The organism is Glutamicibacter uratoxydans, from assembly GCF_006539925.1.
GTDB classification, from domain to species: Bacteria; Actinomycetota; Actinomycetes; order Actinomycetales; family Micrococcaceae; genus Glutamicibacter; species Glutamicibacter uratoxydans.
In genome coordinates this window covers 67,564-89,400 of the sequence record NZ_BJNY01000008.1, presented here as the reverse complement: position 1 = coordinate 89,400, position 21,837 = coordinate 67,564, and the positions used below count along the sequence as shown (strand labels likewise).

The following is a 21,837-nucleotide window of genomic DNA, read 5'->3' as shown; positions in this document are numbered from 1 at the left end:
CGGCTGGGACACAGAGCTCGAGGCCTCTAGGAGCGCGCACGCAGCCGCTGGCGCACTAGTGCCCCGGCGGCTGCCACAGCATCGAGGATATCCCTGCCTTCATGCAGCCCGGCAACGATGGAAGCTGCCATGACGTCCCCAGTGCCCTTCACCGAAATGTCCAAGCGCTCGTAGCCTACGGACGCCATGCGGTCCCGCGTGATGACTAGGTCTTCACCCCGTGTCCCCGATGCGGGCACTCGGCTGTCCAGACCCGTTGCGACGACCCACTGGCCGCGGGGGCCGAGCAGGGTGCGCGCTGCGGCGGCGATGGATTCAACGTCCTGGCTGCGGTCGATGGCACCGCCGGTGAGATGCTGCAGCTCGAAGAGGTTTGGAACCAGGCCAGTGGCCAGCGGGACCAGCTCATCGCGCAGTGCTGTGGCCACCGCAGGATCCGTGTAGGCTCCGACGTCGTAGTCTCCCAGTGTCGGGTCGACGATGACGCGCAGCCCGGGGCGCTGGATTACAAGGTCTTTCAGCCAGGCGGCCACGGCGCTGACCTGCTGCGGCGAAGAAAAATAGCCGGTGTACACGGTGGAAGCCTCAGAGGCGATGCCCAGTTCTACGAGGTCTGCCAGCGCGCCCTCCATCCATGAGGAAGGTGTGTCCAAACCATGCACGCTGGGGTAATGCGGAAGGTTGCTGAGTACCGCAGTGGGCAGCGCCGCCACTTTGAGCCCTCGGGCTTCCAGGGTGGGCACTGAGGCGCTCAGTCCGACGGTTCCATAAACCACCTGGGAACCGATGGCGATGACGTCTACCGGCCGGGAATCAAGTTCCCAGAGTTCACGGTCCTCTACACTGTTTTCATCTTGGTACTTCACGTGGACATCTTATCGCCGGTTAACGCCAACGGGTGGCGCACCCTCCTTGCGGAGAATGCGCCACCCGTTGAAAAGAGGTGAGTCGAAAAGACTTACTTCTTTGCAGCAGCTACAACCTGCAGGCGCAGGTTTGCAACGACGTCCTCGTGTACGCGGACGGTTGCGGTGTAGTTGCCGGTCGACTTGATGTGATCGCTAACCTCGATGTTGCGCTTGTCGATCTTGCCCAGACCGGCAGCCTCAACAGCAGCAGCGATGTCACCGGTCTTCACGGTGCCGAAGAGGCGACCGTTCGAACCAGCCTTGATGGTGATCTTAACCGGCTGGGACTTCAGCGATGCTGCCAGAGCCTGAGCCTGCTCAAGATCGGCAATAGCGCGAGCAGCGCGAGCAGCCTTGATCGACTCAACCTGCTTCTCACCGCCCTTGGTCCATACGATTGCGAAGCCGCGTGGCAGCAGGTAGTTACGGGCGTAGCCGTTCTTTACCTCGACAATATCGCCAGCAGCACCGAGACCGGTTACTTCGTGAGTCAGAATGATCTTAGCCATTTGAGTATCCCTTCTTCCTTAGCCGCGGCCAGCGCCGGAGTAAGGCAGCAGGGCAACTTCACGTGCGTTCTTGATTGCCTGTGCGATCTTGCGCTGTTCCTGCACGGAAACGCCGGTCACACGACGAGCGCGGATCTTGCCGCGGTCGGAGATGAACTTGCGCAGCAGTGCGGTGTCCTTGTAGTCGATGACGGTGATGTCAGCGGCCTTCAAAGGGTTGGACTTTGGTTTGGGCTTACGGATTTCAGCCTTAGCCATCGTGGAGCTCCTTAGTTTGGGAGCCCGCAGAGTGATCTGCGGGATGGTGAATAAATTTTAGTTTAGAAAGGTGGTTCGTCGTTGCCTGGGTTGCCCCAGCCGCCGCCATTGTTGCCGCCGGTGCTCCACGGGTCGTTGGCTGGAGCGTTCCAGCCACCACCCTGCTGCTGTTGCTGCTGTGGGGCACTTTGCTGCTGCTGCGGGGCGTTGGAGAATCCTCCACCGCCACCGAAGCCACCGCCACCACCGCCGGAACGCTGGGTGCGGGTTACCTTGGCGGAAGCGAAACGGAGCGATGGGCCGATTTCATCGACCTCAAGCTCCATCACGGTGCGACGTTCGCCTTCCTTGGTGTCGTACGAGCGCGAACGCAGGCGACCCTGGGCAATGACGCGCATGCCCTTGGTCAGCGTTTCTGCAACGTTCTCTGCAGCCTCACGCCATACCGATGCACGCAAGAACAGGGCTTCCCCGTCCTTCCATCCATTGGTTTCGCGGTCGAAGGTGCGAGGAGTCGATGCGATCGTAAAGTTCGCTACGGCTGAACCGGAGGGCGTAAAACGCAGTTCCGGGTCGGCGGTCAGATTTCCGACGACGGTAATAACAGTCTCGCCTGCCATTGACTCTCCTTAGAAAGGGTGAACGTTTTTCCTACGACGAAAGAACAGGCGTAATTAAACGCGAGCCTCTTCCGGGCGGGTGACCTTGTGGCGCAGGATCTGCTCGTTGATCTTCAGCTGACGCTCAAGCTCAGCGGAAGTAGCTGGATCTGCGGTGTAGTTCACCACTACGTAAGTGGCTTCTGCCTTCTTCTTGATTTCGTAAGCCATCTTGCGACGACCCCAGATATCAACCTTTTCGATGGTGCCACCGTGGGAGCGAACAACCTCGAGGTACTTCTCGATGGTTGGCTCAACGGTACGGTCATCGACCTCTGGATCAATGAGGACCATAAGTTCATAAGCACGCATGTGAACCCACCTCCTTTGGGCTAAACGGTCGCGGTATTTCCGCAACAGGAGGTTCTTGCGTTATCTGTGCCGGACATACCAAAGTTTCAGGCATGCGGTAGCACAGACCTAACAAGCCTACCCGAGAGCACCCTGCTAGCAGAAGTTTTGGTGGTGTAGATCATGAAATTGTCTAATAGAGTTCATCAAGCGCAAGCGTCGCTGCCTTGATCGCCAACCCTTCAACCAATGAGCTTTAAGGACCTGGAAATGCTGCCAATTCGATCATTTGCCGTGGTGGGTGCTGGAATCATCGGTGCGGCGGTAGCCCGGGAACTGACCATGAAATTTCCCGGCGTGCAGGTCACCGTGGTGGAAAAGGAAGGTCGCGTGGCCGCGCATCAGACAGGCCACAACTCCGGAGTGGTGCACGCAGGGCTGTACTACGAACCGGGCAGCCTCAAGGCTCTGCTGTGCCGACGGGGCGTTGAACTGGTCACCGATCTGGCTCAGAAAAAGAACCTTCCCTATGAAAAATGTGGAAAGCTGGTCGTTGCGCTGGACTCGGCAGAGGAAACCAGGCTGCACAGCATTTTTGAACGCGCCAAAGCCAACGGCGTTCCGGGGGTAGAACTGCTCGGGCCTCAGGGTATTAAAAGCATCGAACCCAACGCCGTCGGGCGTTTGGCACTGCACTCCCCCGACACCGCGATCATCGACTATGCGGCAGTGGCGCAGGCGCTGATCGACGATGTGCTTGAGGCGGGCGGGCAGCTGCGCCTTTGCTGCACGGTGGAGCGCATCAGCGAACAGAAGACCGGGGTGGTGCTTCACACCAGCGAAGGCGAGATCCGGGCAGACCATGTGATCGTCTGCGCGGGCGTCCAGTCAGACCGCCTGGCGCGCGGTTCCGGAGCACAGAACCAGCCGCGGATTGTCCCGTTCTTCGGCCAGTACTTCCAGCTTGAGGAAGAATACCGCAGCATCCTCAATGGCCTGGTCTACCCCGTACCCGACCCCAAATATCCATTCCTGGGCGTCCACCTCACCAAGCGCGTGGATGGGCAGATGACTGTGGGGCCCAATGCCTTCCTGTCGCTGTCGCGGGAGAACTATCGAGGATTGGGCCTGAACGCCAGGGACTTCGCCGAGGTGCTCGCCAACCCGGCGTTCTGGAAGTTTGCAGCCCGCAATGCGCCGGCGGCAGTACGCGAAATACGCAGCGTTGCTTCCAAGGAGTTTTTCCTGCAGCAGGCGGCTAAATACGTGCCGTCGCTCGAGGGCGCGAAAGCCACCCGCTTGACGCGCGGAATCCGAGCCCAGGCCATGGATCAGAACGGCGGGCTGCTCGACGACTTTGCCATTGACTACCGGGCCCAAACGACTCATATCCGCAATGCGCCGTCCCCAGGCGCCACCAGCTCGATGGCTATTGCCCAGTACATCGTCGAAAACCTTCAGATGTAGTTCAACGTTCGGGAAATTGAGGCATTCCGTCGGCTGCGGAACATCGTCATTTCCCGAACGCCGTCGCGGCGGCGGCTTGCGCCGCCTTTGAATGCGAAGACACCAGCCTTCGGCGACCTGGAACAAAAACCAGATCAGCCAGTTCCTTGGAGGCATCCCTACCGATCCACCGCCCCGCATTACTCCCGGTCTCGATCAGGCCCTTGGCGACAGCCAACGCCCGGTCCCGGGTGGGGATATCGATATGGCCAAGTTCTCGCAGGGCCCAGGAAACAGCCTTTTTGACATGGGCCCTGTCATCGCGGTCGCATCTTTCAATGAGCCCGAACCACTGCCCGATGAGCTGCTGGCCAAGGGAGCGCTGATGCGTTGCCTGGGTGGCGATCAGCGCAAAGGCCGCTCGTTTTACATAGGTCTGCTCGGCATCAGCCCATTGCTCGATGAGCTGCGGATACTCCGGATCCGCTGCAAAGACCGAAGCGCACAAATGGTCGCAGAGATCCCACGAAGCGACCTCGCCCAGCAGGCTGTTGAGCTGCGCGTGGTTCAGCGTGCCCGGTTCGAAGACCAGGGCGGCCAGCAGCCTCGCCTCATGGATCTGCACAGCCCACAATTCCCAGGCAAGGTTGTTCGAGCGGCCCAGCGATTTTGCCAGGGAGCGAATCACCGGCATCGGCACGCCGAGGCTGTTCTGCTCGGGAATGCCCATTCGCACGACATTGGCCTTGTGCTTCTGACTGGCATTTGCGCCCAGAGCATCCAGAATGCTTGGGACATCCCTCGGACTGTCCGCAGCCGAGGTCCTATCCTGCATTCAGGCTCCCGGCCTCCAGGCCCAGGGCGCGCTCGGACATCCGCCAGGTCACCCCGGCGAGCGCCGCTGTTGCTTCCTCAGACGACGTATTCACGTAGCTTCCGGCGCCGTCGACGACGATCAGAATTTCTGTCGCCGCCTGTTCAGGATCAATTCCGGAAATTTCTCCCATTTCCAGCGCCTGTTCAATACAAGTGCTCAGCTGCTGGTTGGTCAGCAGTTCCTGGGCGATCACGACTTCGCGCAAAGCGGCGCGGTAGCGGGACTGGTGCCGCGCATCGAGCCACAGCTTGCCCAGATCGGAAAAGTCAGGCGCGGTGGCCTGCCGCAAAAAGGCGCAGAGCGCAGCGAGGCCCTTCAATTCTTCTCCCTGGCCCTCGAAGAGTGCTTCGCGCTCCCTGGTGGCGGCGCGTTCAAAGGCGGCACAGAGCAGTTCGTCAATGGTGCGGAAGTAGTGGCTGATCAGGCCCGGGCGAACCTCAAGATGTTCTGCAACCAGTTTCATTGTCACTTTTTCAAGACCCATGCGTAGCGCCAACTGGGATGCTGTATCCAGAATTTCCAGCCTGCGGTCTTCGGGATTTTTCCTGACTCGCGGTTTTGCAGCACTTGACCTCATGCCGCAACCCTATTAGTTTTAGAAGTCAGAGTCTATTGGTGTTAACACCAATAGTGAAAGGCGGAGGACATCGTGAACGCGGATCTGATCATTTCGGCGAAGGCCATCATCAATCCCCTGGCCCCCGAATCCGGGGATACCACCGTGGTGATTTCTGACGGGATCATCACCGCTGTCGGCGGAGACGAGCTGATCAGCGCCGCATCGCCTTCCGCTCAGCACCTAGCAGTAGACGGCGTGCTGCTGCCCGGCCTGGTAGACATCCACACCCACCCCATCTGGGGCTCGATCGAACGCGGCATGTCACTGGATCTCATCGACGCACACAGCATCCAGGACCTGCTGCAGGCCACCGATGCCCGCATCCGCTCACTGGGCGCTAACCAGTGGATTACCGGATTCAACCTAGACGTCAACATCTTTGGCGAGCAGGTCAGCGGGATATTTCTTGAAGAACACTTCCCCGGCGTCAAGATCAGCTATATGACCGCCGACGCCCACGCCCTGGTGGTCAGCCCGGCAGTCATTGAAGAGCTGTCGATCACCGGCCAAGAGCGCTTCGCCGACGCCTCGCAGATCGTGCTGGATTCCGACGGCGCGCCCACCGGCTACATCCTGGAGCTGCAGGCCATGGACCTGGTCATGGACCACTACCCGGTGCCAACTACCGAGCAGGCCGCGGGCTACGTGCTGGCGGAGCTGAACGCCATGGCGGCCAGCGGGCTGACCGAAATCCACGCACTCGACTTTGCGCAGCCCTCCGAAGAGGTGCTGCGGTACTTGGACGAGCGCGGGCAGCTGCCGCTGACGGTGCGCTGCTCGCCGCTGGTCCCGGCCGACTCCACCGCCGAACAGTGGCAAGAAGCCCTGGAGCTGCAGGGGCTGGGAGGCAGGCGCTGGCAGGTGGCGGGCGTGAAATTCATGCTCGACGGCACCGCAGACAACGGCTCGGCCTGGTTCCACTCCCCCGACTGTCTGGGCCAGAACGCCCACAGCCTCTGGCGCGACCCGCAGGCCTACAAGCGCGCGGTTAAGTTCTTCGCGGACCACCAAGTCCCCACCGCCACCCACGCCATCGGCGACGCGGCAGTGGCCTTCGCGCTCGACGCCCTGGAGGAAGCCGGGCCTGTCGCGGGCGGCGCCCACCGCATCGAGCATCTTGAATCCATCGGAGATGAACTGCTGGGCCGCTTTGCGCAGCTCGGGGTCATCGCCTCGGTGCAGCCGGTGCACGGCACCCGCTTGACCAGCCCCGACGGCAGCGACAACTGGTCGCAGCGCCTGGGCGCCGAGCGCGCAGCCCACGGCTGGCGCACCAATGACCTGCTGGATGCCGACGCACCGCTGGCCCTGGGCTCCGACTGGCCCATCGGCATCGCCGACCCGCGGATCGCGCTGGCCGATGCCCAGCTGCGCCGGCCTGTAGACCAGCCGCAGCAGGGCACCCTGCACGCACAGCAGGCGGTCACCGCAGCCCAGGCCTACCACTGCATGACCCGCATCCCTGCTCTGGCATCTGCCAAGCCGCTGGGCGGAGTCATCGCCGTGGGAGCACCGGCAGATTTGAGCATCTTCGCCGCCAACCCGCTGCAGCTGACCCCCGAAGAACAATCCACCAACCCAGTGCTTGCCACCGTCGTCGCTGGCGAACTGCACAACCACGCACTCTAGGAGCACCATGACCGCCTTCCCAGCCCCGCGCCCGGCACAGCGCCCGCAGGTACAGATCAACTCAACCGACCCGCTGCTGCGCGGCCGCCAGCGCGGCGAGCAGCTCGGCGCCTCGCTGGCCTCAGGCTTCGAGGTCTACGAGCGCTTCTTCAGCCTTGGCGGGCTGGCACCCGCCCAGATCCGCTCCATGGCGGAGCAGGCGCTGGAGGACGTCAACAACTTCGCCCCGCAGCTGGCGCAGGAGATCCTGGGCACGGCCCAGGGTGCAGGCCTTGAGCCTTGGCAGGTGGGCGCGCTCAATGCGCGCACCGAAATCCTGGCGGCCTCCAAGACCACCGGACCTGGCGAATGCTCGACCATCGTGCGCACCGCAGGCACCGCCCAGACTCCTGAGATCTTCGGCGTGCAGACCTGGGACTGGCATGTAGAGCTGGCCGAATTCTGGCACACCCAGCAGGTGGCCGGCGCCGCCCACAGCTTTGCGGGCATCACCGAACACGGCATCCTGAGCAAGATCGGCATCAACGACGCCGGACTGGCGCTGCACTTCAACATCCTGGGCCACGAGGACGACGGCGTGGGCGGCATCCCGATGCATGTGCTCTCGGCCTACGTGCTGCAGAACGCCGGCTCGACGGCTGAAGCGGTGGAGCTGGTGCGTAGCGCGCCGATCAAGTCGTCGGGATCCTTTGCCCTATTCGACGAACACAGCGCGACCCTGCTGGACATGACCCCGCACGGCGTCTTCGAGGTGCCGCAGCTGCAGGCAGGGCTGCACCTGCGCACCAACCATTTCCTGACCGAGGAGCCCAAGGCCAAGGAGAAGAACTGGCTCTACCAGCCTGATTCCTCCCAGCGCTTCGACTTCCTCGCCCAGCGGCTGAGCCAAAATCTACCGCAGTCCGCCTCCCAGGTCTTCGACTCGATGCTCACCGCTCCGGGCGAACCGGCAGTGACCTGCGTACCGGACATGGCGCTGCCCATGGGCCAGCGCTGGGCCAGCCTGGCCACCGTCATCCTCGAGCCGGCGGCCCGCACCGCCCGCGTCCTGGACGGCACCCCTGCAGAAGGCGAAACCCGCCCCTGGTACACGCTGGACGCCTAAAAGCCACAAGGTCCGCGGCCTGATCAGTGTGATCGGGCCGCGGACCTTCGGTTTTAAACATGCGGAGCTAGGCCGCCGCCAGCTTGATCAGCCGTGACAGCTCCTGCTCGGTCTCGGGGTTCAACGAGGTGATGCTCCAGACCACCGGGTGCATGGTTTCCCCCTCGCGGAATGCGGGGTTGATCGTCTCACCGAAGCCGAAGACCAAGTAGTCCTTGTCGGATTTGATGTAGCAGACGTCTTCGCCGTTGCGAGTGTAGAACGGGATGCCCCAGCGGAGCACCGGCTCCAGCTCGGGGGCTGATTCCTTGATGATTTCGTGCAGCCGCTGGCCGATTTCCTTATAAGGGCTCGGCGCCGCATTCAGCTTGGCCAGAACTGCACTATCGCCCTTTTTAGCGAACATACCCATCGTGTACCCCTTGCAATTGGTTCCATGATCCTCAGGACAGCTTCATTCTAGAAAAGATGACGCGGGAAAGACGAGGATCTACAGGTCATTGCCCGTAAAGGTGATGATTCCCTCGGATACCGTGAGCAGTACCCTTCCGGCGCCCAATTCCTGCGGGGAGGCATTCAGCGGATCCACGTCGAGCACCGTGAAGGAGCCTGGAGCTCCCAGGCTCAGCGCTCCGCCTTCCCTGCCGATGGCACGGTGCGGGCCGGTGGTGTAACCGGCCAGGGCCTCGGCGGCGGTAATCGCCTGCTCCGGAAGGATTGGGGCGGCCGTATCGTCTTCGACCGGTCGGCGCAGCTGGGCATCTGCCATGATCGGCAGCACCGGGTACGGGGCCACCGGGTAGTCCGAACCAAGGGCCAGGACAGCGCCGGCATCCAGCACATCGCGCAGGCACCAGGCGCGCGCCGCCCGCTGGGCGCCCAGGCGCACCGACCAGTCGTCGCTGCCATCGGCCTTGGTGTAATGCGTGCAGTGCGTGGGCTGCATGCTCGCCGCAATGCCCGCGGCGGCCAGCTGCTCGATCACCTGGCGGGGCACCGATTCAATGTGTTCGATGCGGTGCTGGACGCCGATGGCTGGCAGCGCCGCCAGTGTCTCAACGACCTCGCGGATGCCGCGCTCCCCGATGGCGTGGGTGGCCGTGGGCACCTGGGCCCGGTGCAACTGCTCGATGCGGTGCGCGTAGGCGCTGATGTCTCCCCAGGCGGAAGTGGTGGATTCGCCTTTACTGTCGGGGGTTTCGAGCCATGCGGTGCCGCCCTCCACGGTCCCGTCGATAAAGAATTTCACCCCTTCGATCTTCCAGCGGTCGCCGCCGCGCTGCTGCAGAGCGACCAGCTCGGCACACTCTTCGTCGCTGAGCGCCGGCGTGCACCAGGGCGAGATGCGCAGTTTGACCGGAAGCAGCGCGTGGGCCTCGGCAGCGTCCAGCAGTTCAAAGATCTGCGGATGGTTCATGTCCATCACATGCACCTCCCCGAGGCCCTGTGCCGCCATTTCGCCGAGCAGGCCGTGCAGCCCGAGCACCTGTTCATCCAGATCCTGCGCCGGAAGGACCTCCTGCACCAGTGCCATCGCCTCGAATTCCAGCAGGTGCCCGGTGGGCTTTCCCGAGGCATCGGCGACGACGCTGGAACCGCTGGGCCAGCTGCGCTGAGAGTCGATCCCCGCACGCCGCAGCGCGGCAGGAGAAGCGATGGCCGAGTGGGCGTCGAAGAGCGTCACATAGGCCAAGCGCTCCGCACCGAGCGCCCGGACCAGCACGTCGTTGCTGATTCCCTGCTCGGTGAAGAAGTTCGGGTCCAGACCCCAGCCGAGCACCCACTCATCGGCCCCGCGGTCCGCTGCCTCGCCGCGCAGCGCCTCAGCCACCTCGTCCAGCGAGCGGCAGCCGGAGAGGTCAGCCCCGCGGGCCATGCTCAGGCTCATCACCGGATGGGCGTGCGCATCGGTGAAGGCGGGGACGAGCGTCCCTTCCAGCTCGATGATCCTTGTCTGGGCGTCCGCCTGCTTCAGGAGATCTCCGGCGGCCCCGAGGCCGCTGATCATCCCCGAGGTCACGGCGATGGCCGTCTGCTCCGGTGCCGGCTCGCCGCTCATGCTGTGGATGCGTGATGCGCAGACGATGAGTTCTGGTGCTGCTGAAGTCATTGAATTACCTTTCTAGCGGTTGTTTTTGCGGAATGCTCCTGCGGCTACTTGACCGCTTGCGGCGACATTGAGGTTGTATGGTGCTCACCCAAGATCACGTCCGTTTCGACAAAGTTCATGGTCGGCACAGGCTCACGGAAGAACTTCGTTTTCAAGGCCATGACTGCTACCCCCAGCAGCGCCCAGATGCCTCCAACAACCCAGGTCATGGGTTCCAGCGAGGTCCACAGCCAGATGCTCAAACCAAAGCCGACCAGCGGCAGCAGCCCATAGCGGATCAGCTGCCACGCACCGAGCTGAGGGCGTTGGCCGCGCGGGAACAGATACACGCGGATTACCGACAGGTTGACCATGCTGAAGGCTGCCAAAGCGCCGAAGCTGACCATGTAGGCTACCTGGTCCAAGGAGAGGAACAGGCAGGAGAGGGCGATCAGCGATACCAGCGTGGTAGCGAAAACCGGAGTCTTGAACCTCTTGGACAGGGTGCCGAAGCGCTGGGGAAGGATGCCGTCACGGCCCATCGAATACAAGATGCGAGACACCGAAACCTGCCCGGTGAGTCCGGAACCCAGGCAGCCGGCAATCGTTGCCACCACCATTGCCACGCCGAAGGCCGAGCCGCCCACGTGGTTGGCCAGCACCACGCCTGCAGAGTCCAGCAGTTCCTGCGGTACAGCCTTCCAATTTTCAGGTTGATAAGCCATGGCGCCGATCCAGGAAACAACGATGAAGATGCCGCCGCCGATCAGCGTGGTGAGGATAATTGCCCGCGGAATATCGCGGCCCGGACGGCGTGCTTCTTCTGACAGGGTGGATACTGCGTCAAATCCCAAGAATGAAAGCGCCAGGATTCCAGCTCCGGTGAGAATTGGGCTGAAGCCCCCGGCTCCTGGCAGGAACGGCTCGACCAGGCTCGGGGCGTTGGGGTCGTTAATTGCCATCTTGAGCGCTAGGATGCCGAAGACCGCCACCACTGCCACCGAGATCGCCACCGTGGCGATGTTGAATCTATTTGCCAGCTTGATGCCCAGCACGTTGAACAGATAGACGACCAGCACGGCCAGGAAGGCAGGCAGCTGCATCGGGATGCTGGGGAACTGACTGCTGACGTAGAGGCCGAGAATCAGGAAATTGAGCATTGGAATGAACAGGTAGTCCAGCAGCAGGAGCCACCCGGTGATGAACCCTGTGGCTCCGCCGTAGGACTGCTGGACGTAGGTGTAGGCGGAACCCGCGACCGGGAATTTCTTCACCATTGCCGCATAGCTCATCGCTGTGAAGAGCATAGTTATCAGCGCCACGACATAGGCCAGGGGCAGCCGTCCCTCGGTGATCTGGTTGACGATGCCATAAGTGGTGAACACCGTCGCCACAGCCATATAGGACAGCCCGAAGAGGAGCAGCCCGACTGGGCCGAGAGCCCTACGCAATTTCGGGGACTTTTGCTGTTCCACTGATTCTCCTCCACTAGGCCTGCCGAAAATTTATGCGTGCAGAATGTGCAACGCTGACGACAATACTAAATCGATTAAGTGATGCAGGCAATAGTCCTGGATTGATCGATTTATCTGTTACGTTCAATGCATGGCCCAGAAGCACCCTCCAGTGACCCTCAAGCAGGTTGCGGAAACTGCCCAGGTTTCCCGCGCGGCGGCTTCCTTCGCGCTCTCCGGAAAGCCGGGCGTCTCGGAAGCAACCCGCCAAAGAGTTCTCCAGATCGCCTCGGAGCTGGGCTACAGCCCCAACCAGACAGCTCAAAACTTGCGCTCCTCGCGCACTGGAATCATCGCCGTGTATCTTCCGGAGAACGTCTCCACTCTGAGCTATTACATGGAGGCGACCTTCGGCATCGTCGACGAAGCAGAGCTGAGCAATCTGACAGTTACCCTTGTGCCGCACACCTCAACGAATGCCCCCATCGCACGCCTGAATGCCGACGGCCTGCTCATCCTTGATCCAGCGCGTGAGGACGCAATCGTCGACCGGCTTTTGGCCCTCGGGCTGCCGGTGGTCACCGGAGAGGCGCTGCCGGATCCCAATCAGTCAGCGGCCGGCCAAGTCATCTCAGACCACCGGCGCACCACCTGCGAAATTTTGGACCACTTCCATTCCGCGGGAGCCCATTTCCCTGCAATCATCACGCCCGTGGAACGCATGGCATGGTCAATGAGCATTGAAGACAGCTATATCGACTGGTGCCAGAGGCACAACGTCACTCCGCGCATCGAACACACGTCCATGGACGAACTCACGGAGACGACCAAGTTTTCAACCCGCAAGCTTCTCGAAGACGGTTCCACCGATGCGATCCTGGCGCTCACCGACGGCTCCGCACTGGCCGTCGCAGCCCAGGCGTCAGAACACGGCCGGCACATCGGGAAGGACCTGCTGATTGCGGCGGCCGTCGATTCTCCGGCGCTGAGCTATGTCGATCCCGGCGTGACCGCAGTGGATCTCAACCCGCGGGATTTCGGTCGACGTTGCATGAATCTGCTGGTCCGCATCCTTGATTCGAAGCGTGCGCCAACGGATGAACCGCTGACCGAGTACGCTCCAACTGCCGTCATCTATCGAGCATCAACCGGCGCGGGAAACAGCTAGGCCCCCGGGCAACGTTTCGAGCTCGGGGGCCTAGGAAGCATGGGGCGCTAAGCCTTATGTATTCCGGCAATCTTTGCCAATAACACGTACGCCAGAACAGAGACGATCAAGCCAACAGGAACGGAAAGGTCAATGCCCCCGAGCAGAACCGCCAGCGGCCCCATCCAGATATCCGTGGAGAGGAACAGCGTTGTGGCGATGCCTCCGCAGAGCACCGCGCCGATGCCGGCAATACTGAATCCCTTGGCAAACCAGTACTTTCCCGAAGGGAACTGTTCGAACAGCTGCATCGAGTCGTAGCGGTTTCTGCGCAGCAGGATGTCGGCGACGTAGACCGCCATGGTCGGCACGGAAATGATCAGCAGGAACTGCAGCATGAGGTTCACCGCCGCAATCAGCGAGGTCGACATCGCCAGCACAAAGGTGAACACTGTGCCGAGCACGCCGATCAAAATGGCAGAGGGAATGCGTTTGATCGGGACGCCGATGGACTGGAAGACCATGCTTGCCGAGTAGGTGGTCATGCCGTTCAGCGCCACGGTATTGAGCACTACTCCCGCCACCAGCAGGATGCCCAGCCACTGCGGAAGCATGTCCATCAAGGCAAAGTCGATGCCAATGTCCACAGCATCAGCGCTCAGTGCGGTTCCCAGCAGGGCACCCACGGTGGTGAAGATGAAGCCCGGGACGGCTCCGCCCAAAGCCGTTGCGGCGACGATGCGCCATGGCTGGGTGTCATGGGGCAAGTAACGGGCCAGGTCCGCGCTGTTCGAGTAGGACATCGGCGTGGATGAAAGGATCGCGAAGGCAATACTGAGGGAAATCCACAGGTCGGTTCCGGCCAAGGGCTCCGGCTGACTGAACCCCATATCCACATGCGGCAGGATATAGGCGGTGACAACCACGAAGATCACCAGCAGCGCCACGGTGACCACTGTGTAGCTGCGCAAAATCAACGCATGTCCATAGACGGCAACCAGGACAGTCACCGCGGAAACCGCAACGGTCACCAGCGCCTTGCCCAGCGTCTCATTGCCTAGGCCGAATCGGCGCAGCAGCTCGGCGCCCATGAAGGTCGAAGCCACCCAGTTCAGCGCAAGAAAGACGCCGGAGACGAACCAGCCGTAGAAGGCGATGATGAATCGGTTGCCGCGGATTCCGTAGACCGCGCGGGTAATCACCGATCCAGAAGTTCCAGCCGAAGGTCCGCTGATGGCAACGATGCCCGGCAGGATCCACAAGAGGCTGCTGGCCAGAATCACTGCAATGGACTGCCAAATTTCCAGCCCGAGAACCATGGTCAGCGTTGCGCCCATGGTAAAGCTGAGCACGCTGATATTCGGCGCGGCCCACACCGCAAATAGTTCGCGCGGCTTGCCGTGCCTGTTTTCTTTGGCAATGAACTCAATGCCGCGCACTTCAAGCTGCGTCGCCGAACTATCTGCCGGCAGTTCACTTTCGGTCATGCTCAATGCTCAGGTCCCTTCGTCTGCGGCTGCCGGACAACCCTGTTCGACCGCTCTCGCCAACCCTCTATTGGCGCGAATACCAATAAGCGTTATCCATCTATTAGAACGGCATTCATTAGCAGGTGTCAAGGCTCACAGATCAGCCGGTATTTTAAGCAGGCTGCTTCGGGCGCCGCGGCGCTCCTTCGCGCGCTGGCCAAACGGCATTAACGCAAAGGATCCGACAGCATGGCTGTCGGATCCCCAGGCGAATCAAGATTGAATTTATATGCCGAAAGCGGCATGTAAATGGGCTGACGCCGCTGCGTGCACCGCTACTTTTCGCCGTGCCGCGCAACTGACAGAGGGTATTTTTCGTTGAGCATCGGGTCGAGTTTCAAACGGAAGAGCGCCTCGAGCACCAACTGCCCGCCTCCCCAGTACACAGGAATAATCAGCCAGGGATACCAGCCGAAATTCGCCGTCATGGCAAAGACAACCGTCGCAAGAGTGACGACCAGTCCCACTCCCCGATAAACCAGCATGATGCCCTTGGCATAGGAGTCCCGCTGTTCCTGCTGTCGGCCGGTTCTCAGTTCCAGGCTTTCCACCGCTTCGCCGAACTCCTGCTTTTCCACCAGGCTGAAGAGGTCGCCCACCGGCACTTCAAGTGCCTTGGCGATGCGCGTGAGGGTGTCCATGCTGGAATCCTGGCCGGCCTCAAGCCGCTGGACCGTTCGGGTCGTCACGCCGCTTTCCGTGGCAAGCTGCTGCTGGGTCCATCCCCTGGAGCGGCGCAGTTCTGCAATTCGTGATTCATTCATACCAGCCACACTAGCCAGCACTGGCGCGACATCACCACGACAGGAGCACGACAACTACACGACAGTTCAGTTTCACCTAGTCAGCGACGTAACACTCAGGAGCTCTTGCGGTTCTCCTTTTCGCGGATCAAGTCCAGAGACAGCACCGCGCCAATCAGCGCCAACCGTCGACCCGCATCCACATTCTGTGCAAACTGCACCGCATAGGTCGATTTTCCCAACATGGCATTGCCCATTCCCGACCACTGGCGCGAGACGGTTGCCAGCACGCCGGCTGATGATTCTATGGTGAAGTTGAAGCCCCACAGGTCGCCAATCAGATCGATGTCTTCGCCCTGGTAGTCCAGGGTGACCCGAGTCTTGAAGAAGGTGATCCGCTTGACCAGGCTTGCCAAGTGCCCGCCTTGCCCGTCGAGGATTTCCATGCGGTCCCGGCCGATCCCCATGGTGTCCTTGACCTGCAGCACCGGGTTCTCCGGTCCGTCGAAGACTGTCAGGTTCCTGGAGCCTGCGAAAAACCTCCCCAGCGAACTGCCGCCGGTCTCGACATGCGCCACTTGGGCTCCCGAGCCGTCCATGATGGCAAAGTCGTTCTTCATGATGTTCTTGGTCTGCTGGAAAACCAACACCGCCGGTTCAAGGATCGTCATGCCTGCGATTATGCCATCTGCAACAGGCAATTAAGCAGATTTAAACGGTTCTGGGCCAGCTCATCGAGCCGGCCCAGAACCTGCAGCAGAAAAATCCCTACTGCTCGAAGAAGACGCGCGCTACCTTCGACAAGTACCACGGGTCGTCAACGCCGCACATCTCGCGGGCGGAGTGCATCGACAGCAGAGGGATGCCCACGTCGACTGTCCGGATGCCGATGCGGGTTGCGGTCAGCGGGCCGATGGTCGAGCCGCAGGGAACGCGGTTGTTGGAGACGAACTCCTGGTAGGGAACGCCGGCGGCTTCGCACCACACGGCGAAAGCCGCGGCGCCCACCGCGTCGGTGGCATAGCGCTGGTTGGCGTTGATCTTCAGCAGCGGGCCGCCGTTGACCAGCGGGCGGTTGGCCGGGTCATGGCGCTCGGCGTAGTTCGGGTGCACCGCGTGTCCGGCATCAGCGGACAGGCAGACCGAGTTCGCCAGCGCGCGGGCGGTGTCTTCCACCCCTGCGCCCAGGGATGCCTGGATGCGCTGCAGCAGCTCTTCAAGGAAGGGCCCGCAGGCGCCCGAGCGCGACTCGGAGCCGAGCTCCTCGTGGTCGAAGGCCGCCAGCATGGCGATGTGCTGCCCCTCCGGCTTGCGCGCATAGTCGGCCAGCGCGATCAGGCCCGCATGTACGGAGCTGAGGTTGTCCAAGCGGGAGGAAGCGAAGAAGTTCTTGCCCACGCCGAAGACCTCGCCCGGCTGGGCGGGAGCGGTGAGGATGTCATAGCCGGCCACCTGTGCCGGATCCACGCCTGCCGAAGCGGCCAAGACCGCCAAGATGTCAGCCTCGGCCGCGTCTCCCAGCCCGAAGATCGGATGGGTGTGGGCCTGCTTGTCCAGGGTCAGGCCGTCGTTGACCTGCCGGTCCAGGTGGATCGCCAGCTGCGGGATGCGCAGAATCGGTTCGGTCTTGGCCAGGTGCACGGAGCCGTCGCGCAGCACCAGGCGTCCTGCCAGCACCAGTTCGCGGTCCAGCCACGAGTTCAGCAGCGGGCCGCCGTAGACCTCGACGCCGGCCTGCCACCAGCCATGCGACGAAGTGGTCGGCTTGGGCTTGAGCTTGAACCCCGGGGAGTCGGTGTGAGCGCCGAGGATATGGAACCCGGTGGTGGCGGTGGCGCCCTGCGGCTGCACCCAGGCGATCACCGCTCCATCGCGCACCACGTAGTAGCCGCCGGGGCCTAGGCTCCAGGCGTCGTTTTCATTCAGTGCGGTGAACCCTGCGGCGTCCAAGCGCTTCGCGGCGCTTGCCGCTGCGTGGTAGCTCGACGGGGAGGTTGCTACGTACTCGGCCAGATCTGCAATGTGCGCCATTGCCGCGGCTTGTGCCATAACTGGTTGCTCACTTCTTTCGAGGTCAGTTCTCTTCAGGTTTGATGTGCCCGCCTGAAATTCCGGGCCTTCCACCAGCTTAGTGGCCCAGGCCACTAGATGCTCGGCGGTCCATGATTTTCGGCTTCGCCTGCTATTTGCCGGTGATTACTTCTTCCAGCTTGACGTGGCATGCCTTGTCCGTCGATGCTGAGAACAAGCCACTGGCAACCAAGGAAGAGAGCATCACATGCCTACCTCGCACCGCGCCCCTGATGATTTCTCTGCAGACAACGAACCGGTGGATGCCGCGCCTGTCACGGCGGAGAACCGGGCAGTGGAGATCAGCTCGGAGCCTGCAGCCGTCGAGTCGATCATCGAGCCGGAGCAGATCCAGGACGAACAGGAGCCGATCCCGGCGCCGATGTCCGCCCACACCGATGAAAACAAGATCCCGGTGACGAAACTGGTGCGGCTGTGGAGCGCCACGATCCTCGGGATCATCCTGCTGGGCCTGCTGGTCGTCTTCATCGTGCAGAACCAGCAGCTGGTGACCGTGCGCTTCTTCGCCGCACAGGGCGAACTGAACCTGGGCATCGCGCTGTTCATCGCGGCGCTGGGCGGCGTTCTGGTGGCGACGGTGCTGGCGGCGATCAGGGTGCTGCAGATCCGCGCCGTGGCCCGGCGCGAGCGCAAGGCGCAGACCAAGCGGCGCTAGAAGTCCAGCCCCTGGGAAGGGATGACCAGCCCGGTCTCATAGGCGTAGACCACCGCCTGCACGCGGTCGCGCAGGTGCAGCTTGGTCAGGATCCGGCGCACGTGGGTCTTCACCGTGGCCTCGGAGAGGAAGAAGCGGTGCGCGATCTCGGCATTGGACAGCCCCTCAGCCAGCGCACGCAGCACCTCCTGCTCGCGCGGGGTCAGGTCGTCAAGCAGCGGGTCACGCTGCGGCGGCGCTGCGGCCGATGCCTGGCCTGCACCGCGCACATAGGTTTCCAGCAGTCGGGCGGTGACCCGCGGCGCCACCACCGCGTCGCCGGAGGCCACCAGCCGCACCGCAGACACCAGGTCTTCGGGGGCCACGTCCTTGAGCAAAAAGGCGCTGGCTCCGGCCTGCAGCCCCGAAAAGGCGTACTCGTCAAGGTCGAAGGTGGTCAGGATGATGATCTTGGTGTCGGGGAACTGCTTGGCGATGCGCTCGGTGGCTTCGATGCCGTCCATATTCGGCATCCGCACGTCCATCAGGATCACGTCGGGGCGCAGCGACTGGGCCTGGGCCAGCGCCTCCACGCCGTCGGCGGCCTCGCCCACCACGTGGATATCCGCCTCGCCCTCGAGGATCAGGCGGAAGCCCATGCGCAGCAGATGCTGGTCGTCCACGAGCATGACCTTGATGATTTCGTCCATGTCCACTCCTAGTGTGCCTTGGTCCTATTATTCTTCGCGCTGCACTCCGGAAGCTGCAACATGGCCTTGACGATCCAGCCGCCGCTGTCCACCGGCCCGGCGTCCACCGTGCCGTCGAAGAGCTCCGCGCGCTCGCGCATGCCGCGCAGCCCCCGGCCGCTGCCGACGCTGGGCACCCGGGTGGCGTCCCCGTTGTCCATGATTTCAAGGCGCAGCGCCGAACGGCCGCGCTCCACCCGCACCTGCACATCGGTGACATTGCGGGCATAGCGCAGCGAGTTGGTCAACGACTCCTGGACAATGCGGAACACGGTGAGCTGGAAGGCCTTGTCATCCGGCAGCGGCTCGCCCACATAGGTGTAGGTCAGCGGCAGCCCGGCGGCCCTGAACCCCTCCAGCAGCTGCTCCATGCTGCTGCCGGTGGGCTGCGGGCTCAGCTCGGAGCCCTCCCCCTCGCGCAGCACCCCGAGCATGCGGCGCATGTCCGCCAGGGCCGCGCGCCCGGTGCCGGACAGCTCGCCGAGCACCTCGTCGGCGCGCTGTGCATCCCGCTTGCCCACCACCCTCGCACCCTCGGCCAGGGCGATCATCACCGACAGCGAGTGGGCCACCACGTCGTGCATTTCGCGGGCGATGCGGTTGCGCTCGGCCACCTGGGCCAGCCGGGACACCTGGGAAGCCCAGTGGTTCAGCTCCGCCTCGTGGATCCGTGCATTGCGCACATAGACGCCGATGCCCGCGGAGAGGATGTACAGGCCGATCAGGAACACCGCGAACACGATGATGATGATCTTCGCCAGGGTGGATTGCGTGATCCCGTCATTCGGGTCCAGCTCGATGCCCGTCATGTCCGGGAACCCCACCAGGGCCATCAGCACGCTCTGCAGGCTGCCTGCCAACACCGCCAGCGGGATCGAGCGCTTGGCGGAATAGCTGGTGGCCACCGAATACAGCCCGAACATCATGCCCAGCCCGTCCACGCCATAGGAGGAGCCGCCGGCGAAGATGGCGATGCACTGCAGCGCAAAGATCACGCACAGCACGCTCATCGGCGCCCGGCGCCTGAACAGCAGCGCCGCCGCGGTGGCCAGGGTGGTCAGCAGCAGCACCACCTCGTAGATGCCCGGCAGATCCGCCAGCAGCACCACCGAAGGCAGCGAGAGCAGCAGATAGAACAGCACGACGCCGACGACCACCAGGCGGGGGTGGGTGCGCAGGTATCTGCGCACCCGGCCCATCCGCCTGGCGGCCAGTTCGTCGAAGGAAACCACGGTTTCCTGCAGCGAATTATTGCTCATGGCTCCAGTCTAATTTTCTGCGGGCCGCTACTTGATGTCGCGGCTCTTGAGCAGCACCGCTCCGAGGGCCAGCGGGATGAGCACCCAGCCGGCCACGCCCAGCAGCTGCTGCCACATCTCAAGATCGCTCGGGGTGCTCAGTGGCAGGGCCAGGCTCAGGCCCAGGCGGTCGGGCATGAAGCGCGCCACGTCGGCAAACCAGTCGGTGACCGCCGTCAGAATCTGGGCAACCAGCGGCAGCACGAAGAACAGCGCCACCAGGCTGGTGATGCCTCCGGCCGAGTTGCGCAGCAGCACGCCCAAGGCCAGGCCCATCAGCGCCGCCATCACCACTGCCAGCGCCCCGAACCACATCATCCGCTGGAACGCTTCGCTGCCGAAGTCGAGGGTCATGTTGTAGTTCTTCGCCAGCGGCAGGCAGACCAGGTAGGCCGCCAGGGTGGAGGCCAGTTGGACCACTGCGGTCAGCACGGTGATCAGGATGACCTTGGCGCCCATGACGCGCAGCCGCTGCGGGCTGGCCAAAAACGTGCTCACCGCGGAGCCGGTGGTGAATTCGCCGCTCATCAGCAGCACGCCGAGCACGCCGAGGATCAGCTGGGAGAACATCAGGCCGGAGGCCAGGGTTTCGGCCGCGAAGTCCGCGGTGCCCATGCTTTCAGTGCCGGGGATCTGCCCGGCATTTGGCGTACCGCCCATGCTTTCCATGAGCGAGCCGACGCCCCAGATGCCCACCGCGGCAATGCCCACATAGACCGCGAAGGAAACCAGGATCAGGATGCGCGTGGAGTTCAGCGAAAAGAAGCGGATCATTTCGCTGCGCAGCACCCCGCCCAGGGTCACCCGGCCGTGCATGGGGCGTGGTCGTGCGTTGATCAGTTCGGTGCTCATTTTCTACTTCCCGCCAATGCTCTGGGTGGTGATCTGCGACTGGTATTCGACCGCGTCCCGGGTCAGTTCCATATATGCGTCTTCCAGGGTGCGCTGCAGCGGGCGCAGCTCGCTGAGCACCACCCCCGCCTCAAGGGCGCGCCGGCCGATCACTTCTGATTCGGGGCCTGTCACTTCCAGCGTCACCGCATCCAGCCGCTTGAGCTGCACGCCTTCTGCGGCCAGCGCGTTCATCAAGGTCTCGGCGTCCGCGGTGCGCACCAGCGTCTGCGCCAGCCCGTTGTCGATGAATTCGCCGATCGGGGCGTCGGCGAGGATCTTTCCGCGGCCGATCACCACCAGGTGGTCGGCGGTCTGCGCCATCTCGCTCATCAGGTGCGAGGAGATGAAGACCGTCTTGCCTGCCGCCGCCTGCTGGCGCGCCAGGTTCCTAACCCAGGCCACGCCTTCCGGGTCCAGGCCGTTGACCGGCTCGTCGAGGATCAGCACCTGCGGGTCGCCCAGCAGCGCGGTGGCGATGCCCAGCCTTTGGCCCATGCCCAGCGAGAAGCCGCCGACCTTCTTGCGCTGCACTGCGCCCAGACCGGTCAGCTCCAGCACCTCGTCGACGCGGGTCGTAGGCAGGCCGGCGGTGGCGGCCATGGCCCGCAGGTGGGCCCGGGGAGTCAGCGACTTGTGCACCGACTTCGCCTCCAGCAGCGTCCCCACTTCCACCAGCGGATGGGTCGAGGAGGTGAACTTGCGCCCGTTGACGAGCACCTGCCCGGCGGTGGGCTTGGCAAGGCCGACGATCATGCGCATGGTGGTGGATTTGCCTGCGCCGTTTGGTCCAAGGAAGCCGGTCACCATGCCCGGCTGGACGGTAAACGAGGCATGGTCGACCACGGTTTTAGCGCCGTAGCTCTTCGTAAGTTCCTGTACCTGGATCATGTTTCCAGCCTATTGACGCC

At 62.8% G+C, this 21,837-nt stretch carries 23 protein-coding genes; 5 read left to right on the top strand and 18 right to left on the bottom strand.

Annotation, left to right across the window (positions count from 1 at the left end):
* Positions 1-26 precede the first annotated feature (26 nt).
* From AUR04nite_RS08075 to rpsF, 5 genes are all read right to left on the bottom strand, one after another.
* Complete coding sequence (locus AUR04nite_RS08075) at positions 27-866, bottom strand: PfkB family carbohydrate kinase (protein ID WP_141363766.1); 840 nt, start codon at positions 864-866, stop codon at positions 27-29.
* A 92-nt stretch (positions 867-958) separates the two neighbouring features.
* On the bottom strand, positions 959-1,417 hold the full coding sequence (gene rplI, locus AUR04nite_RS08070) for a 50S ribosomal protein L9 (RefSeq protein WP_141363764.1): 459 nt from the start codon (positions 1,415-1,417) through the stop codon (positions 959-961).
* A gap of 18 nt (positions 1,418-1,435) precedes the next feature.
* Positions 1,436-1,675, bottom strand: a complete 240-nt coding sequence (rpsR, locus tag AUR04nite_RS08065) for a 30S ribosomal protein S18 (RefSeq protein ID WP_013350683.1) — start codon at positions 1,673-1,675, stop codon at positions 1,436-1,438.
* A 62-nt stretch (positions 1,676-1,737) separates the two neighbouring features.
* On the bottom strand, positions 1,738-2,295 hold the full coding sequence (locus tag AUR04nite_RS08060; RefSeq protein ID WP_141363762.1) for a single-stranded DNA-binding protein: 558 nt from the start codon (positions 2,293-2,295) through the stop codon (positions 1,738-1,740).
* Between the two features lie 54 nt (positions 2,296-2,349).
* A complete protein-coding gene (gene rpsF, locus AUR04nite_RS08055; RefSeq protein WP_141363759.1) occupies positions 2,350-2,646 on the bottom strand; it encodes a 30S ribosomal protein S6 in 297 nt (98 codons plus the stop codon).
* 249 nt (positions 2,647-2,895) lie between these two features.
* On the opposite strand from rpsF, the gene lhgO reads away from it, so the two are divergent.
* A complete protein-coding gene (gene lhgO, locus AUR04nite_RS08050) occupies positions 2,896-4,092 on the top strand; it encodes an L-2-hydroxyglutarate oxidase (protein WP_141363979.1) in 1,197 nt (398 codons plus the stop codon).
* A gap of 46 nt (positions 4,093-4,138) precedes the next feature.
* On the opposite strand, the gene AUR04nite_RS08045 is transcribed toward lhgO, so the two are convergent.
* Positions 4,139-4,906, bottom strand: coding sequence for a DNA alkylation repair protein (locus tag AUR04nite_RS08045; RefSeq protein ID WP_141363757.1), 768 nt, complete (start codon positions 4,904-4,906; stop codon positions 4,139-4,141).
* Positions 4,896-5,525, bottom strand: a complete 630-nt coding sequence (locus tag AUR04nite_RS08040; protein ID WP_141363755.1) for a TetR/AcrR family transcriptional regulator — start codon at positions 5,523-5,525, stop codon at positions 4,896-4,898. The genes AUR04nite_RS08045 and AUR04nite_RS08040 overlap by 11 nt, the downstream gene beginning before the upstream one ends.
* Before the next feature lie 72 nt (positions 5,526-5,597).
* Between AUR04nite_RS08040 and AUR04nite_RS08035 the strand changes: the two genes are divergently transcribed.
* Together AUR04nite_RS08035 and AUR04nite_RS08030 are read left to right on the top strand one after the other, a co-directional pair.
* The gene (locus AUR04nite_RS08035; RefSeq protein WP_218024659.1) at positions 5,598-7,196 is read left to right on the top strand and encodes an amidohydrolase; all 1,599 of its coding nucleotides are present in this window, start codon (positions 5,598-5,600) and stop codon (positions 7,194-7,196) included.
* Positions 7,197-7,203: 7 nt separating this feature from the next.
* On the top strand, positions 7,204-8,301 hold the full coding sequence (locus AUR04nite_RS08030; RefSeq protein ID WP_141363753.1) for a C45 family autoproteolytic acyltransferase/hydolase: 1,098 nt from the start codon (positions 7,204-7,206) through the stop codon (positions 8,299-8,301).
* 67 nt (positions 8,302-8,368) lie between these two features.
* Here AUR04nite_RS08030 and AUR04nite_RS08025 read toward each other — a convergent pair whose 3' ends face one another.
* The 3 genes from AUR04nite_RS08025 to AUR04nite_RS08015 form a co-directional block, all read right to left on the bottom strand.
* Complete coding sequence (locus AUR04nite_RS08025; RefSeq protein ID WP_246055449.1) at positions 8,369-8,713, bottom strand: DUF1801 domain-containing protein; 345 nt, start codon at positions 8,711-8,713, stop codon at positions 8,369-8,371.
* A gap of 78 nt (positions 8,714-8,791) precedes the next feature.
* Positions 8,792-10,411: an amidohydrolase gene (locus AUR04nite_RS08020; RefSeq protein WP_141363751.1), complete on the bottom strand. Its 1,620-nt coding sequence runs from the start codon at positions 10,409-10,411 to the stop codon at positions 8,792-8,794.
* 44 nt (positions 10,412-10,455) lie between these two features.
* Complete coding sequence (locus tag AUR04nite_RS08015) at positions 10,456-11,865, bottom strand: APC family permease (RefSeq protein ID WP_246055448.1); 1,410 nt, start codon at positions 11,863-11,865, stop codon at positions 10,456-10,458.
* A gap of 130 nt (positions 11,866-11,995) precedes the next feature.
* Here AUR04nite_RS08015 and AUR04nite_RS08010 point away from each other — a divergent pair, with 130 nt between their 5' ends.
* On the top strand, positions 11,996-13,012 hold the full coding sequence (locus tag AUR04nite_RS08010; RefSeq protein WP_141363749.1) for a LacI family DNA-binding transcriptional regulator: 1,017 nt from the start codon (positions 11,996-11,998) through the stop codon (positions 13,010-13,012).
* 47 nt (positions 13,013-13,059) lie between these two features.
* Here the strand turns inward: AUR04nite_RS08010 and AUR04nite_RS08005 are convergent, their stop codons facing one another.
* From AUR04nite_RS08005 to AUR04nite_RS07990, 4 genes are all read right to left on the bottom strand, one after another.
* Positions 13,060-14,478, bottom strand: a complete 1,419-nt coding sequence (locus AUR04nite_RS08005; RefSeq protein ID WP_141363747.1) for a purine-cytosine permease family protein — start codon at positions 14,476-14,478, stop codon at positions 13,060-13,062.
* Between the two features lie 317 nt (positions 14,479-14,795).
* Complete coding sequence (locus AUR04nite_RS08000; protein WP_141363745.1) at positions 14,796-15,284, bottom strand: helix-turn-helix domain-containing protein; 489 nt, start codon at positions 15,282-15,284, stop codon at positions 14,796-14,798.
* A 95-nt stretch (positions 15,285-15,379) separates the two neighbouring features.
* Positions 15,380-15,934, bottom strand: a complete 555-nt coding sequence (locus AUR04nite_RS07995; RefSeq protein ID WP_141363743.1) for an LURP-one-related/scramblase family protein — start codon at positions 15,932-15,934, stop codon at positions 15,380-15,382.
* Between the two features lie 97 nt (positions 15,935-16,031).
* On the bottom strand, positions 16,032-17,312 hold the full coding sequence (locus AUR04nite_RS07990; RefSeq protein WP_141363741.1) for a M18 family aminopeptidase: 1,281 nt from the start codon (positions 17,310-17,312) through the stop codon (positions 16,032-16,034).
* A gap of 229 nt (positions 17,313-17,541) precedes the next feature.
* Here AUR04nite_RS07990 and AUR04nite_RS18275 point away from each other — a divergent pair, with 229 nt between their 5' ends.
* Complete coding sequence (locus AUR04nite_RS18275) at positions 17,542-18,009, top strand: LapA family protein (RefSeq protein ID WP_246055444.1); 468 nt, start codon at positions 17,542-17,544, stop codon at positions 18,007-18,009.
* Here the strand turns inward: AUR04nite_RS18275 and AUR04nite_RS07980 are convergent.
* From AUR04nite_RS07980 to AUR04nite_RS07965, 4 genes are read right to left on the bottom strand one after another with little or no spacing between them, the layout of a single operon-like run.
* Entirely contained in the window at positions 18,006-18,698 is a 693-nt protein-coding gene (locus AUR04nite_RS07980; protein ID WP_141363739.1) for a response regulator, read from the bottom strand. The genes AUR04nite_RS18275 and AUR04nite_RS07980 overlap by 4 nt on opposite strands.
* 8 nt (positions 18,699-18,706) lie before the next feature.
* Positions 18,707-19,996 carry a sensor histidine kinase gene (locus AUR04nite_RS07975; RefSeq protein WP_141363737.1) on the bottom strand — a complete coding sequence of 430 codons (1,290 nt, stop codon included), beginning with the start codon at positions 19,994-19,996 and terminating at the stop codon, positions 18,707-18,709.
* 27 nt (positions 19,997-20,023) lie between these two features.
* A complete protein-coding gene (locus AUR04nite_RS07970) occupies positions 20,024-20,887 on the bottom strand; it encodes an ABC transporter permease (protein ID WP_141363735.1) in 864 nt (287 codons plus the stop codon).
* Positions 20,888-20,890: 3 nt separating this feature from the next.
* Positions 20,891-21,817: an ATP-binding cassette domain-containing protein gene (locus AUR04nite_RS07965; RefSeq protein ID WP_141363733.1), complete on the bottom strand. Its 927-nt coding sequence runs from the start codon at positions 21,815-21,817 to the stop codon at positions 20,891-20,893.
* Positions 21,818-21,837 lie beyond the last annotated feature (20 nt).

Excerpts from the sequence above, each read along its gene's own strand:
- rplI (WP_141363764.1), bottom strand. The coding sequence starts at position 1,417 with ATGGCTAAGATCATTCTGACTCACGAAGTAACCGGTCTCGGTGCTGCT.
- rpsR (WP_013350683.1), bottom strand. The coding sequence starts at position 1,675 with ATGGCTAAGGCTGAAATCCGTAAGCCCAAACCAAAGTCCAACCCTTTG.
- AUR04nite_RS08060 (WP_141363762.1), bottom strand. The coding sequence starts at position 2,295 with ATGGCAGGCGAGACTGTTATTACCGTCGTCGGAAATCTGACCGCCGAC.
- rpsF (WP_141363759.1), bottom strand. The coding sequence starts at position 2,646 with ATGCGTGCTTATGAACTTATGGTCCTCATTGATCCAGAGGTCGATGAC.
- lhgO (WP_141363979.1), top strand. The coding sequence starts at position 2,896 with ATGCTGCCAATTCGATCATTTGCCGTGGTGGGTGCTGGAATCATCGGT.
- AUR04nite_RS08045 (WP_141363757.1), bottom strand. The coding sequence starts at position 4,906 with ATGCAGGATAGGACCTCGGCTGCGGACAGTCCGAGGGATGTCCCAAGC.
- AUR04nite_RS08040 (WP_141363755.1), bottom strand. The coding sequence starts at position 5,525 with ATGAGGTCAAGTGCTGCAAAACCGCGAGTCAGGAAAAATCCCGAAGAC.
- AUR04nite_RS08030 (WP_141363753.1), top strand. The coding sequence starts at position 7,204 with ATGACCGCCTTCCCAGCCCCGCGCCCGGCACAGCGCCCGCAGGTACAG.
- AUR04nite_RS08025 (WP_246055449.1), bottom strand. The coding sequence starts at position 8,713 with ATGGGTATGTTCGCTAAAAAGGGCGATAGTGCAGTTCTGGCCAAGCTG.
- AUR04nite_RS08020 (WP_141363751.1), bottom strand. The coding sequence starts at position 10,411 with ATGACTTCAGCAGCACCAGAACTCATCGTCTGCGCATCACGCATCCAC.
- AUR04nite_RS08010 (WP_141363749.1), top strand. The coding sequence starts at position 11,996 with ATGGCCCAGAAGCACCCTCCAGTGACCCTCAAGCAGGTTGCGGAAACT.
- AUR04nite_RS08005 (WP_141363747.1), bottom strand. The coding sequence starts at position 14,478 with ATGACCGAAAGTGAACTGCCGGCAGATAGTTCGGCGACGCAGCTTGAA.
- AUR04nite_RS08000 (WP_141363745.1), bottom strand. The coding sequence starts at position 15,284 with ATGAATGAATCACGAATTGCAGAACTGCGCCGCTCCAGGGGATGGACC.
- AUR04nite_RS07995 (WP_141363743.1), bottom strand. The coding sequence starts at position 15,934 with ATGACGATCCTTGAACCGGCGGTGTTGGTTTTCCAGCAGACCAAGAAC.
- AUR04nite_RS07990 (WP_141363741.1), bottom strand. The coding sequence starts at position 17,312 with ATGGCACAAGCCGCGGCAATGGCGCACATTGCAGATCTGGCCGAGTAC.
- AUR04nite_RS18275 (WP_246055444.1), top strand. The coding sequence starts at position 17,542 with ATGCCTACCTCGCACCGCGCCCCTGATGATTTCTCTGCAGACAACGAA.
- AUR04nite_RS07980 (WP_141363739.1), bottom strand. The coding sequence starts at position 18,698 with ATGGACGAAATCATCAAGGTCATGCTCGTGGACGACCAGCATCTGCTG.
- AUR04nite_RS07975 (WP_141363737.1), bottom strand. The coding sequence starts at position 19,996 with ATGAGCAATAATTCGCTGCAGGAAACCGTGGTTTCCTTCGACGAACTG.
- AUR04nite_RS07970 (WP_141363735.1), bottom strand. The coding sequence starts at position 20,887 with ATGAGCACCGAACTGATCAACGCACGACCACGCCCCATGCACGGCCGG.
- AUR04nite_RS07965 (WP_141363733.1), bottom strand. The coding sequence starts at position 21,817 with ATGATCCAGGTACAGGAACTTACGAAGAGCTACGGCGCTAAAACCGTG.